Genomic DNA, 14,476 nt, shown 5'->3' with positions numbered 1-14,476 from the left:
AGCAAAGAGATTCCCCGGAATCCGTTACTGAGACCTTCAGATCTGAAGCCCAGTACGGAGGGGCTGGAGATAGCATGCCTGCTCAACCCCGGCGTATTCCGGTTCAACAACAAAACATGGATGATCGTTCGGGTGGCAGAGCGCCCCACGCAGGACGAAGCAACGATCTCCTTCCCTATTTTCACTGAAGAAGGGGCGATACAATTGATCAGAATATCCAAATCAGATCCTGACCTGGACGCCACCGACGCGCGCGTGATCAATTATAAAGGTGCCGACTATTTAACAACCTTGTCGCACCTGCGACTGGTTTGCAGTGATGATGGTATTCATTTTTATGAACCCGAAGGCTATCCGCCACTGACCGGAATTGGCAGGCTGGAAACATTCGGCATAGAAGATTGCCGCGTAACACAGATCGGCGACACCTATTACCTCACCTTTACTTCTGTTTCTGATAACGGTGTAGGTGTAGGTTTACGAACGACCAAAGACTGGAAACATTTTGAGATACATGGTATGATATTACCGCCTCACAATAAAGACTGCGCATTGTTTGAGGAGCAGATAAACGGCCGGCATTATATGCTGCATCGCCCCAGCAGCGTAGACATCGGCGGAAACTATATATGGCTATGCAGTTCACCCGATGGCATTCATTGGGGAAATCATCAATGCCTCGTAAAAACAACAAAGGGAAGCTGGGATAGCGCCCGTGTGGGTGGTGGGGCAGCACCCATTAAAACTGATAAGGGATGGCTTGCCATCTATCATGGTGCAAACGAAAAGCACCAGTACTGCCTGGGTGCGTTTTTGCTAGACCTCCAGGATCCCTCAAAAGTATTGGCAAAGACCATTGATCCTATTATGATGCCACTGGCTACCTACGAACAGGCAGGATTTTTTGGCAACGTGGTTTTTACTAATGGGCATATTGTTCAGCCGGATGGCGATACCGTAACCGTTTATTATGGGGCCTCCGATGAAGTGGTATGTGCAGCTAATTTTTCCATCAACCAGATCTTATCACAATTAAGCTATACCCATGTTTAAATATTTATCCAGCGAAATAGCTCATTTCAGGCAGCAACCGCATAACTTTCGAATACTGGTACTTACCAACCTGGTATACGCATTTGTGTTGCCCGTTATTGATATTTTCGTTGCAGCTTATGTAATGCGTAACTCCAATGACCCTACCAAAGTTGTAATATACCAGCTTACTATTTACACTGGTATACCACTCACTTTTCTACTGAATGGTTTTCTGTTAAAGTACGTTAATATACGTAAGCTTTATTCGGCAGGTATGATGCTGAGCGCAGTATCGATGATCGTTATGATGTCTTTAAAATCACTGGACCTTGTAGGCATCGGTATTGCCGGCATGATCATGGGATTATCTTTTGGTTTTTACTGGGCCAACCGGGATTACCTGGCACTGGCTATTACCAACGATAGCAACCGGAATTATTATTATGGACTCGAAACTTTTTCTATACTTTGATCGCAGTAGCTATTCCTATTACGATTGGTTGGTTCATCGAGTCAAAAGGATCTGGCGAAGGCGTAAAAATGCCTACCGTATTGTTACGGGCATTGTGTTTATGGTTACCATATTGGCTTCAATAGTTTGTTTTCGCAGCAGTTTCAGCAATCCTGTCCAAAAGAAATATGTTTATTTCAGGTTTCATCCCTTGTGGAGAAAGCTACTGGTACTGGCTTCATTAAAGGGACTGGCACAAGGCTTCCTGGTTACGGCTCCGGCTATGCTCATTATGCTCCTCCTGGGAAAAGAAGGTGCATTGGGAACTGCTCAATCTATTGGCGCTATATTAGCTGCGGTAATCATGTATGTATTAGGACGTTTAACCAAGCCCTCTGACCGTATCAAGATATTTGCAGCAGGGCTGATACTTTTTACGGCGGGCGCAGCTTTCAACAGTGTTTTATTTAACCAGACCGGGGTAATTTTATTCATTCTTTTACTCCTGATCGCAAAGCCATTAATGGACCTCGCTTATTTCCCCATACAATTCCGGGTAATTGATATTGTATCTAAAATAGAAAAACGCAGCGAGTTTGCCTATATCCTTAACCATGAAGCAGGATTATATATAGGCCGTTTCCTGGGTGCTGCTACTTTCTTAATTTTAGCCTATAAAGTTTCTACAGAAATAGCTTTACGATATGCCATATTGATCATCGCTATTTTACAATTAGGTTCTATATTAGTAGCAAAAGTTATTATTAAAGATGGCAACAAAATAGCACCGGACGGCCTGGAAGAACTGCCGCCGGTACAAACAGGAACAGTAGAAAAAGTTATACAACCACAAGCTTAATCAGTAGCCCATGACATTTAAGAATATCCTCCTTACCTATCTGTTTACTTTAGCTATATGCAGCTATAGCGTCTCGGCACTTTCGCAGGTATCGCAAAAATCAATCGACCGGGTTAACGAGATGCCTGATCTGCCCCGTCCCCTGAAAATTATCGATTTTACCACTCTTGCCAAAGATTTCGATCGTAAAATTTACGACTTCAATGCAAAAGGAAAGTTCTGGCCTATGATCTGGATCGACAGCAGTAAAGAAATTTCCCGCAAAACGTGGCGGGTATTTACACAGCAGTAGGCGACGTACGCCAGGGTCTTCAAAATCATAAAGGCATTTTTCATGAGGCGCTGACCACCATGGGCGCTGTACTGGGTGCGAGCCTGGTAGGCATTGATAAATCAACGCAGCAATACAACTATGTGGCTATGTTGAAAAACTATTTCAACAAAGAAACCGGCTGGAATATTATGATGAATAATACCTGCCCTGAAGTAGCATTGCTCGGCGGTGGTTATGGAAGAGACTGGTGGTATGATGTATATCCCAATGTATTGTTCTACTCTATTTACAGTTTATACCCCAATGAAAAAGATTTTGAGCAAATAGCCAGGAGCATTGCCGAAAAATTTTATGCTGCAGACTCTGTTTTGCAGGGCAATTATAATTACAGTTTCTTCAATTATGCTACTTTAACACCCACACAAAACCAGATCTGTATACAGCCCGATGCAGCGGCCGGCCAGGCATGGGTTTTATATATGGCTTATAAAAAATTCGGAGATAAACGTTATTTGCATGGCGCTATCAATGCAATTAAAGCATTGCTTGCATTAAATGAAAACATGACTTACGAATTGCTGATGCCTTACGGCGCCTATGTTGCAGCCATGTTAAACGTAGAAGCCGGACAGCAGTTCGATTTTCAAAAGATCCTCGACTGGAGCTTTGATGGAAATGCTAAATGTCGTGAAGGATGGGGTGTATTGGTGGGCAACTGGAATGGTTTTGATATATCTGGTATGGTAGGCAGTACCGTACACAATGGTGGTTATGGATTTTTAATGAATACTTACGACCTCGCACTGCCGTTATTACCGATGGTTAGATATGACGCCTCTTATGCAGCCGCTGTGGGCAAATGGATGCTGAATGCCGCTAATGTAGCCAGGTTATTCTACCCCCAGTACATGCCGGCCAATCACCAGACCTTACCGAATGCAATAGCTACTTCAAAAGGAGTGATTGCGTACGAAGGCATTATCAAAAAATCACTTTATAAAGAGAGCGAACACCTGGCAGCCCCGGTGGCGCAGGGAGACGGACCTTTATGGGTGCAAGACAAAAACCCAAGGGAATCTCAGTTAAGTGTGTATGGAAGCGGGCATGTAGGTATCTTCGGCAGCACTATACACCCAACCAATATACCAGGCATCCTTCAGCTGGATTTGCTGGCGACTGACTTCTTTCACCAGGAAGCCTATCCCACTCACCTATATACGAATCCCTATGCGGCGACAAAGGCTGTTATTATTAAAAACAAATTAAAACACCCAATTGATCTTTACAATACAGTAGAAGGAAAATTTGTTGCACGTAATATCAGGCAGCATTTTAGCTATAAAATTGGCGCAAAAAAAACAGCAGTTTTAGTACAGGTTCCTGCTGGAGCTTTAATCACTACAATCAATGGAAAACTTTTAGCAAACAATGTGGTGATCGATTTCAGGAAAAATTAGCCTTATCTTCATTTTACTTTGTAGTAGAACAGCCTTGCTCAATCATATAAAATAAGCCGCCCCATATTCTGAGGCGGCTTCATTATTTACAATCATTAATATAAAAACTGCGAATACGCTTGTTCTATAACAAGAACAAATTTATTTCCTTGCCTGTATCACTTTCGAGTAGGTCTTTTTACCATCTTTATCTATCTGTGCAATACGAACAAATAAAGTGGAGCTCGTAGTGGCAACATCATTGCTGGTTTTAGAACAACCTATTTGAACAGTCATAACAATGCTCAGAACAGTGGCAAGCGCTAAAAATGTTTTTCTGCGGCGAACAAAAAGCAGCAGTAAGGCTACGGCCGAAAATCCTAATACTACTCCATTCACATCTATATTAAAGCTGTAGTCCAATGCAGTATCACTGTTTCCGTTATTGGCTTTGCTGTCTACCTTACCAATGCTGGAAAAAGTTACACCATCAGCAGACGCTTCCACTTCAAAATGATCATTACTGGCTTCTTTTAGTGTTTGCCACTGTACTTTCAACTGGCCATTTTGAACAAGAGCATTAATGCTTCCCCAATCTGCCGGTAATACTGATGCCGGAATTACAGCCAGGTCAGTTATTTCGCAATATCCGGTAAGCGATGTATAATTATCTCCTAAAACAATCGAAGTTCCGGTGGCAGGGGGTTGTATGGCCGTAATGTAATTCGTATAGGTAGTGAAATCAGTTGTTGAGGATTGAGAAAGATAAAAAGTACCGTTTGAATAAGCCAAACCGCGATTGCCTCCAAGATCACCAAGATTCTTACTATCGATAATTGCCCACTGTAAATTAGCTGTCATAGCACCGGTGCCCACATTGGCTGCAGGTACCATGTAAATAGCCGGTTGCGGTTCAGAGGTGCTGGCCGTATAGCGGGTTCCTAGTATATAAAGATTACCAGCAGCATCAAAATCCAGGTCGGCGATTTCTATATAACTATTCCAGGCTGCAGGCGCATCTGAATTGATCAGTGAAATAGCTACCGAACTGCCCCAGGTTACTGACCCGTTGGCTGCCGTTGTAAAGCTGGTATACTTCATACCAGGGCCATCTTCATAAATAAAGCCTCCGTTTCCTGACGCTCCGATGCCGAGGGCGTAAGGGTAAATATCCTGTGTGGGATTGCTGGTACCATTTAAATCAATTGAAGGAGTGAGTGTGGGGGCCGTATCGGTGAAAACAGCAGCAGGCTTATACGCTAGTTGAATGACGCCGTTGTTATTGTTGGTTACATTGCCAGCAATACCGTATAAATAACCGTTGGGTGAAATCCCTATAGGGTACTCTGCCTTAATTGCGGTACTGTTATAATAGTTAGTACCTGGGGTAAGCGCACCGGTTGTTGGATCGATACTACCCTGGAACCAGCCACTTGTGCTGCCGGAGGGGTTAGCTACGCTACTGCTGGCCGTTGTAGCCATGCTTTTAGCGGTTGGGGAAGCCATCCTTGAAAAAGTTGGACATGAAGCCGACCAGTAAATGCGATCCTGAGCCTGTAGCGTAATAACAGCGCTGGCTAATGCGAGTGAGAAAAGATTTTTTCATTTTGTTTTGATTGATGTAGATGTGCTATTGAGCACCTCTTGTTTGTAAAGAGATCACAAAACTGATTGAAAACCAGCATCTCTCATGCCGGTTTTCGACAGAAGACAGAGAAAACTCTTTGAAACCTGAAAATATTCCGGTAAGGATTTAACAGGTGTTAGCAATACCTTAACGGCCAGAAGAAAAAATAGCGCGAGAGTGTCAAAAAAAAAAAAAAAATGAGACAGAAAAGAAATATCAAACTGCACGTCTACCAGGCTTGACAATGCTTTAACCGCCTAAAGGCGATCCAGCCCATATCATTCTCAATCCATCCGGATCAGGCATGCCAGGGAAGCTATAATTGAGTCATTTTAGTGAATCCCGTTTTTATAACAGGTACTAATTGAGGTGTAAATACCTGGGGCTGGAAGGCTATTTTTTTAGCTTCTTTATTGACGATCCATTGCGAGCGTTTCTCCAATATAAAGCTTAGACGTTGTTGGATTGTTAGCGCAGGCAAAGTATAAAAACACTATGTTCACCTTCTTTGCCATTATTCTGGCGGTAGGTTTCTGTAATATGGGTTTGATACCGCTGTTCAAACTCTTTAACAAAGGCAGGATCCTCATCTGCTATTTCCCATCGCGGGTCTTTCGGGCAGCAAACCGAACCGTAGCTTTCTGTGCGGTATACCACCAGCATATCTTTAGGAACTGCTGGCTTTTGATACTGGAGTTGAGGATGCCCGTCTCCCGATATACGGATGCTATCTACTTTTATACTATCGTTCTCGCGAATAACATGATAATACAGGTTGGTGGTAGCAGGCTCCAGCATAATACCGTTTTTGGTTGCATCTGCAGCTACCTGCTCATAAAACTTCCAATCGGGTACAATAATAGTGAGCTCTTTAATGCCAGGATAAAAGCCTTCCAACTTTACCAACTTATTTACAGGTATAGCTGCATTCAGAAAAAACACATAACCGCTGTCCGGGTGCTCTGTAAGCGGAATATCAACCAGAAAATTATCCCCCGATCGGGCAACATGTTTTTGTTCTATCTCCACCACATTATTATACTGCTCTTTAAGCCAGGACGCTGTTGATGGCATGTCAGTTTGATTATTACCGGTCGCTTGCTGCGCGCCTTTCGAAGAATCACATCCTTTCGTCATCAGGCTGAGTATTACCAATAGGTATAAAATACAGTTTGACATTTCATTATGGTTAGAATACTTATTAAATCCCGATCCCGGGTACAAATATAAAATTATTCACTAAGTAGTGACTACAATATAGCCCGCATCATATTAACCTACTCAAAAAAATGCGGAATAAAGTGCCTCTTCATTCCGCATACTTATCATAATTATTCAATAACCGCTACTACATCCTTTCAGGCACCTTAATACCCAATAAGCTCATCGATGCAGCAATAGTATTGGCAGTTAAGGTAGAAATTTTCAACCGCAATTGCTTTTTCTCTTCGCTTTCGGCATTACGTATAGAATGTGCCGCATAAAAACTATTGAACAGCTTGGCCAGGTTAAAAGCATAAATAGCCAACAGAGATGGATTAAACTCGGAAGCAGCCTGCTGTACCACTACATTAAACTGCTCCAGCAAAAACACCAGGTCTTTTTCCAGCGGCAATAAACCATCTGCAATAACCGATTCCTGGTTGATCGTCTCACTTCTTAATACTGACTTGATACGCGCATGCGTATATTGTATAAACGGACCGGTAAAACCATGAAAGTCGATACTTTCTTCAGGGTTAAACACCATACGTTTCTTAGGGTCTACACGTAACAGGAAGAACTTCAAAGCACCTACTGCAATGGTTTCATAAAGTTCTTTCAATTCTGCCTCGTTAAAGCCGCTCACCTTGCCCAACTCTTCGGTTTTAGCTGCCGCCACTTTTACCAGCTCATCCATCAAATCATCCGCATCTACTACGGTACCTTCACGGGTTTTCATTCTTCCCGTTGGAAGCTCCACCATTCCGTAACTTAAATGATGAATACGATCTGCGTAAGGCTTGCCCAATTTCTGCAGGATCAGCTTCAGCACTTTCATGTGATAATTCTGCTCATCCGCTATTACATAAATGCTCTCATCATAAGGAAAATCTTTGTACTTCTCATCTGCCAGACCTAAGTCCTGCGTTATGTATACCGAAGTACCATCTTTACGCTGCACAATCTTTTCATCCAGCCCGTCCGATGTCAGATCAATCCACACACTGCCATCTTCTTTCTGATAAAAACACCTTTGCTTAAACCTTCCTGCACAAATTCCTTTCCCAACAAATAGGTCTGGCTCTCATAATAATTTTTATCAAAGTCTGCACCGATGCGATTGTAGGTTTTGCTGAACCCTTCATACACCCAGCCATTCATTTTTTCCCAAAGTCCCACAACAGCCGTATCACCGCGTTCCCAGTCTACCAGCATTTGCTGAGCGGCTTTCATGATCGGTGTATTTTTATCTGCATCCTCTTTGCTCATACCTGCTTCTATTAAAGAAGCCATCTGCTCTTTATGTTTAGCACCAAACAACACATAGTAGTCTCCTACCAGGTGATCGCCTTTTACGCCTGCCTGTTCTGGTGTTTGACCGTTTGCAAACTGCTCCCAGGCTACCATTGATTTGCAGATATGGATCCCGCGGTCGTTAGAGATAGAACTTTTAAAAACCTCATCACCCCGCTGTTTCAAAATTTCTGAAACGCTCCAGCCCAGGAAAATATTTCTCAAATGCCCAAGGTGCAAAGGCTTGTTGGTATTTGGCGAAGCATATTCCAACATAATTTTCTGTGGAGCTTCAGCAGACTGCCTGAAATCGGTCACAGCATATCGCTGCTCCAGGTATTGCTTCCAAGTTCTGATTGATCGAAAGATTTAAAAAGCCCTTAATAACATTAAAAGAAGTGATCAGCTGCGGATGGTTATCTACCAGGTGCTGGCCTATCTCATCCCCTATTTCTTCCGGTTTCTTTTTCAGCAGTTTGATAAAGGAAAAAAGTACCAAAGTGTAATCGCCTTCAAATTCAGGCTTGGTTATATTGATCGAAACCACATCCTGGCCAAAATCCTGTCCGTACAACTGGTTTAAAGTATCCAGTACTACAGGTTTCAATTCCGCAACAATGCTCATACTATCTTTAATTTTCGTGCAAACGTACAAGATTTTTTCGTTCGCGATTTACAGTTGCCTATCCGCGCCTGTCCCTGGTCTCCTACAGAAATTAGAGATATTACTGATTTGACCGCAATACAGCAGAAATTTAAGATAGCATACATCATAAATAGCTGTAAATACCAATATCTTCGCAGCCGATGCGGCAACATTTTTATCGGGCTAGAAATTTTATTTTGCCGGTTATTGACTTTTTTACCCTCCTTTTAAGAAGTTAATGACCATTCAAACCTTCCGTTACCTGGCAACCGGTGCTTCCAATACCCTATTGGGTCTTTTTACTTTTTATATCGCCTATCATTATATAGTAGGAAGCCAGAATGTAGACCTGGGTTTTTACGTTTTTGAATCTTATACCGTTACGCTTGCTATTTCATTTACCGTGGCTTTATTCTGGGGCTTTTTCCTGATGAAATATGTAGTGTTTGACGATAGCAAGATCAAAGGAAGGGTGCAGTTCTTCAGGTATTTTCTCTCTTGTTTGTTGAACCTTTTTTTAAACTGGATATTACTGAAACTGGCAGTTGAATACCTGCATATATTTCCCACATTTGCGCAGCTGGGCACCACAGCTATATTGATCATTGTAAGTTACCTGGTACAACGCAATTTCACCTTTAAGAAAACAGTGGTACCCGATTATGTGGCAGAGGAAGAAGACAACTCTTCAGCTCCGCTTTAAAACTGCAAATAGAAAACCGTTCCCGAGCCAGGTACTGATTTTGCGTAGATGTTGCCTTTGTGCAGCAACATGATCTGTTTGCAAAGGCTTAAACCAATACCACTCCCGCTTGCTTTGGTGCTAAAAAAGGAATGAAAATCTTTTCCATTACATCTGCCGGCATCCCCGCACCATTGTCGGTAACTGTTATAATGATCCGGCCATCATTGTTCAAATAACCCGAAAGTATCAACCTTGGATCCCGGGTATCTTTTAAAGCATCAATGGCATTGAGCACCAGGTTGATCAATACCTGCTCTATCAAATGCCGGTCGGCACTCAGCTTCATTAAAGGATCTTTCAGAATAATATCGGTATTAATAATTCGCTGATCCAGTTTAGGACTTAGCAATTGCAACACATTTTCAAACAACTCTCCAACAAGAAACGATTGTTTACGCGAGCTGGTAATTTTATTCAAGGTACGATAAGTAGCCGCAAACTGCATCAGGCCCTCACTCCTACGCTGTATGGTCTCAATGCCCAGTTCTACATCCTCCTTAATAGAACTCAAATTATTGCCGCCTGACTGTAGCTGCTGTTTTAATGTAGCTGCCAGCGAAGCGATGGGTGCTACAGAATTCATGATCTCGTGGGTCATAACACTCAGCAACTTCTGCCAGGACCTGGCTTCGTTCTCATCAAGCGCTTCATTAATATTCTGTAATGCTACCAGCTTGTAGTTTTTACCTTCTGTAAAGAAAGCTGCTGCAGAAAGCATTAACTTCTGCTGGTCGGCATCCAGTAAAAGCACACTGCTCTGGCCCGGTTCCAGCTGAAGTACTGCATTATAAACTATTGCATTCTTCTTTTCTATCAGCTGCAGGTTGGGGATATACGGAAGCTCCAGCATTTTTTTAAGCGACTCGTTCACCCAACTCACCTTACCGGTTTCTGTATCGTACAGCAAAATACCGGTTTGTATTAACTCCAGTATTTTCTGAAGGTATTGATACTGGGCTTCTTTCTCTTTGGTAATTGTTTTAAAGGTCTGATTGATCTGGTTAAAATCGTTTCTTAATGCCTGTAGCTCCACAGGAGCTTTATCGATATTAAAATGGCGCGAAAAGTCGCGGTACCTGGCAGCTGATGCAAAATCTTCTAATTCAGTAAAAGGCAATACCACCAGCTTATAAAGCAGCCAGGCTTGCACCACTGCCAGTAAAAAGACCAATACGGATAAAATATACTCAGCTTTCAGGAAAAACCAGGCGGTAACCAACAATGAAAGAAAAAGTAATACCAGTCGTAGTGCATACCTGAACCTGTATTTTCGATGGATTGCCATAGTGCTAAATATCGTACTTACTTAAACGCCGGTATAGAGCTGTGCGTGTAAGACCCAGCTCCTTCGCAGCTTTGGTAATATTCCCGTTATGTTTTTCAACAACCCTGATGATGGTATTTTTCTCAAGGGTTTCCAGGTTCGTTTGACCCTGCTCCTGCACCTGGGCCTGGTGTTTTTCTATAGGCGAAAAAACCACGTCATCGGCATCCAGTGTTTTCCCTTCACACATGATCACAGCCCTCTCAATTGCGTACTGCAGCTCTCTGATATTGCCTGGATAATGGTATAGCTTTAGCTTTTCAATGGCCTGCCTGCTAATGGACAAAGAAGGTTTGAGGTATTTCTCGCTATACAGTTTAATAAAGTGTTGCGCAAGGGGTAAAATATCTTCCTGCCTGTCGCGCAATGGCGGTATTGTGATCTCAACGGTGTTGATTCTGTACACCAGGTCGCGCCGAAAACGATGTTCATTAGCCAGCTCGTGCAAAGGCAGGTTGGTAGCGCATATTAACCGTATATTGACAGGCAACGCTTCGTTACTGCCTAACCGGTTTACTACCCTGTTTTGTAGCACTGTCAATAATTTAGCCTGTTGCGGCAAGGCAATATTCCCGATCTCATCTAAAAAAGCGAACCTCCCGAAGCCATTTCAAAACGCCCTGCCCTGTCTTCCCTTGCATCGGTAAAAGCGCCCCGTTTATAACCAAATAACTCGCTTTCAAAAAGACTGGCTGTTAAAGCGCCTACATCTGTTTTTACAAACGGACCATTGTGGCGCAACGACTGCTGATGAACCAGGTGGGCTACCAGGTCTTTACCTGTTCCGTTTTCTCCCAGTATTAAGATATTGGCTTCCGTAGGAGCAATTTTCCTGATCTTATACAAAATATCCTGCATAGCCGGAGACTCAGCAATAAAAGAAACATCCGGCTGCAACAGCGTACTATTAGCGGCTCTTGCTGATTTATTTTTTGCGCAACTATTTCCTTAATGGTCTCCAGCATTTTTTCATTATGCCAGGGTTTTACAATAAAATCTGCTGCCCCATCCTTTAAGCTCCTTACGGCCAGGTCAATATCCCCGTAGGCGGTGATCATTACTACCTGTATGCCGGGGTCTAACGATTTAGCCTTCCGTAGCCAGTAAAGCCCTTCATTACCTGTATGCAGCGCGCTCGTAAAATTCATATCCAGCAGTAACAGATCGTACTTTTGTTCCAGTAAATGCGTGCGTATATTTTCCGGGTTCTTTTCGGTAGTGATCTGCCTCACTTCTGCCTTCAGCAATAAGCGCAATGCCGTCAGCATATCTGCGTCATCGTCTACAGCTAATATGGATATATTTTTTAGGGACATTTGCAATGCAATAATACCACATTTGATCACCTGATATACATTTTTATAGCCTGCCGGGTGACAATTAAAAAAACTGTATCAAAACCGTACACTCAGTGTCCGGTTTCGCACAAAACACATGTCATGCAAATCACATAGAACATTGAAAACAAATAAATTGCGATTATGGCACGGTATTACAAGGCATCAGTGCCGGATGACTGATCAAAAAATCCGGCAGCTTTTTAGAACAGTACTAAAAGAATCATATCAATTAAAACTAATAGGGTTGGACAGGAAGATTGAACAAAAAAATGGTCTAAGAAAAGAATCATGCTTATCGCCGGTATTGCCGGCCTCGTAGTATTGATTGCAGCCAGCATTTACGCTACAACAGGCAATACCAAACTGAATGTAGCCGCTGAAAGAATCACGATCAGTGAAGTAAAGCAGGGAAATTTCCAGGAGTTTATACCGGTTAACGGCGTGGTGCAGCCACTCACTTCTATTTACCTTGACGCTGCGGAAGGCGGTCGTGTGGAAGAAAAGTTTGTAGAAGACGGGGCCATCATGAAAAAGGACAACCGATCCTGAGATTGTCGAATACGGATCTTCAGCTGAGCCTGGTGCAACAGGAAACACAGGTATACAACCTGATCACGCAAATGCAGATCGCTAAAAATGCCTCCCAGCAAAACCGCATTACTAACCTCAACCAGATGACTGATGTAGATAACGAACTGAAAGAAGCTGACCGGGTGTATACACTTAACAAAAAACTATATGATAAAAAGGCTATTGGTTTGCAGGAGCTGAAACAAAGTGAAAACGCTTATAACTACCAGCAAGCTAAAAAAACCTGGCCACTGAAACCATTAACCAGGACGCTCAATCTTCTAAACAACAGCTGGTACAGGCCCAACAATCGTACACTGGTTCACAAAATGCCTTATCGGTAATGCGTCAAAAAGTGGGAGATTTGATAGTACGTGCGCCGGTTGACGGGCAACTCACTTCTCTTGACGCAGAACCTGGGCAAAACAAAAACAAAGGTGAAAGATTAGGGCAGCTGGATGTAATGGGAGACTATAAGGTTCGGGTAGATGTAGATGAGCATTATATTAACCGTATCTATAACGGACTTGAGGGCATAGCAAGTATTGGCGGTAAAGACTATACACTGACCATTAAAAAAGTATATACACAGGTAGCCAATGGGAAATTTTCGGTGGATATGGCTTTTGAGAGCAAAGCGCCGGAAGGCATCAGGCGCGGCCAGACCCTGCAGATACGTTTGGCTTTAAGCGATGAAACCAAGGCTTTATTATTGGCAAGAGGAGGTTTTTATAACAAAACCGGTGGCAGATGGGTGTACAAACTCAGTAAAGACGGGTCTGTTGCTTATAAAACAGATATTGAACTGGGGCGTCAAAACCCTGATTACTTCGAAGTGATCAGCGGGCTAAAACCCGGTGATAAAATAGTAACCAGCAGCTATGAGAATTATGGAGAAGATATGCAGGAGTTGGTGATCAAACAATAAATTTAACAACAGCACTAAACCTAAACTTTCGAATCTGAAATCTTTTATATGATAAAAATTACCGATCTGGAAAAAATGTACCGGACTGAAGAAGTAGAAACTATTGCGCTCAACAAATTATCGCTCGAAGTAAAAGAAGGAGAATTTGTTGCTGTGATGGGTCCCTCCGGCTGTGGTAAATCTACCCTGTTAAATATACTGGGGTTACTGGACGATCCGGATGGCGGCAGCTTCGTTTTCAATGGTATTGAAGTGGCGCATTTCAATGAACGCAAAAGAGCAGACTTAAGAAAGCATAATATTGGTTTCGTTTTCCAAAGCTTTAACCTGATTGATGAACTAACTGTTTTTGAGAATGTAGAGCTCCCGCTGATATATACCGGTGTTAAAAGCGCCGATCGTAAAAAACGGGTGGAAGAAGTACTTGAAAAGGTACAGATCATGCATCGTCGCAACCATTACCCCCAACAGCTTTCGGGCGGACAGCAACAAAGAGTAGCTGTTGCCCGCGCTGTTGTAAACAAGCCCAAGCTGATCCTGGCCGATGAGCCTACCGGTAATCTCGATTCCTCTAACGGTAACGAAGTAATGGAAATGCTGACCGACCTCAATGAACAAGGCACTACCATCATTATGGTAACCCATAGCGAGCATGATGCCCGCTATAGTCATCGTATTATACGTATGCTGGATGGCCAGACAGTTACAGAGAATATATTAGTTTAATGATCACCAACCATCAGGA

General features: G+C 42.9%; 17 protein-coding genes and 2 pseudogenes. 10 read left to right on the top strand and 9 right to left on the bottom strand.

Annotated features, from left to right (window positions below; genetic code table 11):
• Positions 1 to 120: 120 nt before the first annotated feature.
• The 5 genes from MKP07_RS21905 to MKP07_RS21885 are packed head-to-tail and all read left to right on the top strand — an operon-like array spanning position 121 to position 4,076.
• Positions 121 to 1,053, top strand: coding sequence for a glycoside hydrolase family 130 protein (locus MKP07_RS21905; protein ID WP_240849105.1), 933 nt, complete (start codon positions 121 to 123; stop codon positions 1,051 to 1,053).
• Positions 1,046 to 1,507: a hypothetical protein gene (locus tag MKP07_RS21900; protein ID WP_240849103.1), complete on the top strand. Its 462-nt coding sequence runs from the start codon at positions 1,046 to 1,048 to the stop codon at positions 1,505 to 1,507. The genes MKP07_RS21905 and MKP07_RS21900 overlap by 8 nt, the downstream gene beginning before the upstream one ends.
• A complete protein-coding gene (locus MKP07_RS21895; RefSeq protein WP_240849101.1) occupies positions 1,479 to 2,345 on the top strand; it encodes a hypothetical protein in 867 nt (288 codons plus the stop codon). Before MKP07_RS21900 ends, MKP07_RS21895 begins: the two co-directional genes overlap by 29 nt.
• A gap of 10 nt (positions 2,346 to 2,355) precedes the next feature.
• On the top strand, positions 2,356 to 2,637 hold the full coding sequence (locus tag MKP07_RS21890; RefSeq protein ID WP_240849099.1) for a hypothetical protein: 282 nt from the start codon (positions 2,356 to 2,358) through the stop codon (positions 2,635 to 2,637).
• Positions 2,613 to 4,076, top strand: a complete 1,464-nt coding sequence (locus MKP07_RS21885) for a hypothetical protein (protein ID WP_240849096.1) — start codon at positions 2,613 to 2,615, stop codon at positions 4,074 to 4,076. Before MKP07_RS21890 ends, MKP07_RS21885 begins: the two co-directional genes overlap by 25 nt.
• A 141-nt stretch (positions 4,077 to 4,217) precedes the next feature.
• On the opposite strand, the gene MKP07_RS21880 is transcribed toward MKP07_RS21885, so the two are convergent.
• From MKP07_RS21880 to MKP07_RS21860, 5 genes are all read right to left on the bottom strand, one after another.
• Positions 4,218 to 5,561: a hypothetical protein gene (locus MKP07_RS21880; RefSeq protein WP_240849094.1), complete on the bottom strand. Its 1,344-nt coding sequence runs from the start codon at positions 5,559 to 5,561 to the stop codon at positions 4,218 to 4,220.
• Positions 5,562 to 6,150: 589 nt separating this feature from the next.
• Positions 6,151 to 6,861: a hypothetical protein gene (locus tag MKP07_RS21875; RefSeq protein WP_240849092.1), complete on the bottom strand. Its 711-nt coding sequence runs from the start codon at positions 6,859 to 6,861 to the stop codon at positions 6,151 to 6,153.
• Between the two features lie 169 nt (positions 6,862 to 7,030).
• The gene (gene argS, locus MKP07_RS39230) at positions 7,031 to 7,888 is read right to left on the bottom strand and encodes an arginine--tRNA ligase domain-containing protein (RefSeq protein ID WP_317235871.1); all 858 of its coding nucleotides are present in this window, start codon (positions 7,886 to 7,888) and stop codon (positions 7,031 to 7,033) included.
• On the bottom strand, positions 7,873 to 8,454 hold the full coding sequence (argS, locus tag MKP07_RS39225) for an arginine--tRNA ligase domain-containing protein (protein WP_262919413.1): 582 nt from the start codon (positions 8,452 to 8,454) through the stop codon (positions 7,873 to 7,875). The genes argS (MKP07_RS39230) and argS (MKP07_RS39225) overlap by 16 nt, the downstream gene beginning before the upstream one ends.
• Before the next feature lie 16 nt (positions 8,455 to 8,470).
• Positions 8,471 to 8,803: a hypothetical protein gene (locus MKP07_RS21860; RefSeq protein ID WP_240849091.1), complete on the bottom strand. Its 333-nt coding sequence runs from the start codon at positions 8,801 to 8,803 to the stop codon at positions 8,471 to 8,473.
• A 259-nt stretch (positions 8,804 to 9,062) separates the two neighbouring features.
• On the opposite strand from MKP07_RS21860, the gene MKP07_RS21855 reads away from it, so the two are divergent.
• Positions 9,063 to 9,527 carry a GtrA family protein gene (locus tag MKP07_RS21855; protein ID WP_240849089.1) on the top strand — a complete coding sequence of 155 codons (465 nt, stop codon included), beginning with the start codon at positions 9,063 to 9,065 and terminating at the stop codon, positions 9,525 to 9,527.
• On the opposite strand, the pseudogene MKP07_RS21850 reads toward MKP07_RS21855, so the two are convergent.
• From MKP07_RS21850 to MKP07_RS21835, 4 genes and pseudogenes are all read right to left on the bottom strand, one after another.
• A pseudogene (locus tag MKP07_RS21850) lies at positions 9,524 to 9,855 on the bottom strand (sensor histidine kinase). The gene MKP07_RS21855 and the pseudogene MKP07_RS21850 overlap by 4 nt on opposite strands.
• A gap of 1,003 nt (positions 9,856 to 10,858) precedes the next feature.
• Positions 10,859 to 11,083 (bottom strand): helix-turn-helix domain-containing protein, encoded by a 225-nt coding sequence (locus MKP07_RS21845; RefSeq protein ID WP_240850987.1) that lies wholly within the window; start codon positions 11,081 to 11,083, stop codon positions 10,859 to 10,861.
• Positions 11,069 to 11,751 (bottom strand): annotated as a pseudogene (locus MKP07_RS43840) (sigma 54-interacting transcriptional regulator); the annotation flags it as partial. The pseudogene MKP07_RS43840 and the gene MKP07_RS21845, both read right to left, overlap by 15 nt.
• Positions 11,694 to 12,239: a response regulator gene (locus tag MKP07_RS21835; protein ID WP_240849088.1), complete on the bottom strand. Its 546-nt coding sequence runs from the start codon at positions 12,237 to 12,239 to the stop codon at positions 11,694 to 11,696. The gene MKP07_RS21835 and the pseudogene MKP07_RS43840, both read right to left, overlap by 58 nt.
• A gap of 282 nt (positions 12,240 to 12,521) precedes the next feature.
• On the opposite strand from MKP07_RS21835, the gene MKP07_RS21830 reads away from it, so the two are divergent.
• Genes MKP07_RS21830 through MKP07_RS21815 form a run of 4 tightly spaced genes read left to right on the top strand, consistent with a single transcriptional unit; the run spans position 12,522 to position 14,457 of the window.
• Positions 12,522 to 12,782 carry a hypothetical protein gene (locus tag MKP07_RS21830; RefSeq protein ID WP_240849087.1) on the top strand — a complete coding sequence of 87 codons (261 nt, stop codon included), beginning with the start codon at positions 12,522 to 12,524 and terminating at the stop codon, positions 12,780 to 12,782.
• Between the two features lie 2 nt (positions 12,783 to 12,784).
• Positions 12,785 to 13,147 (top strand): HlyD family secretion protein, encoded by a 363-nt coding sequence (locus tag MKP07_RS21825; RefSeq protein WP_240849086.1) that lies wholly within the window; start codon positions 12,785 to 12,787, stop codon positions 13,145 to 13,147.
• Positions 13,147 to 13,731: an efflux RND transporter periplasmic adaptor subunit gene (locus MKP07_RS21820; protein ID WP_240849085.1), complete on the top strand. Its 585-nt coding sequence runs from the start codon at positions 13,147 to 13,149 to the stop codon at positions 13,729 to 13,731. The genes MKP07_RS21825 and MKP07_RS21820 overlap by 1 nt, the downstream gene beginning before the upstream one ends.
• A 48-nt stretch (positions 13,732 to 13,779) precedes the next feature.
• The gene (locus MKP07_RS21815; protein WP_240849083.1) at positions 13,780 to 14,457 is read left to right on the top strand and encodes an ABC transporter ATP-binding protein; all 678 of its coding nucleotides are present in this window, start codon (positions 13,780 to 13,782) and stop codon (positions 14,455 to 14,457) included.
• Positions 14,458 to 14,476: the final 19 nt, after the last annotated feature.

The sequence above is a fragment of the Paraniabella hibiscisoli genome (assembly GCF_022512515.1).
Classification (GTDB): Bacteria; Bacteroidota; Bacteroidia; order Chitinophagales; family Chitinophagaceae; genus Niabella; species Niabella hibiscisoli.
The sequence above is the reverse complement of the archived record's forward strand: the minus strand, read 5'-3'. Positions and strand labels throughout refer to the sequence as shown.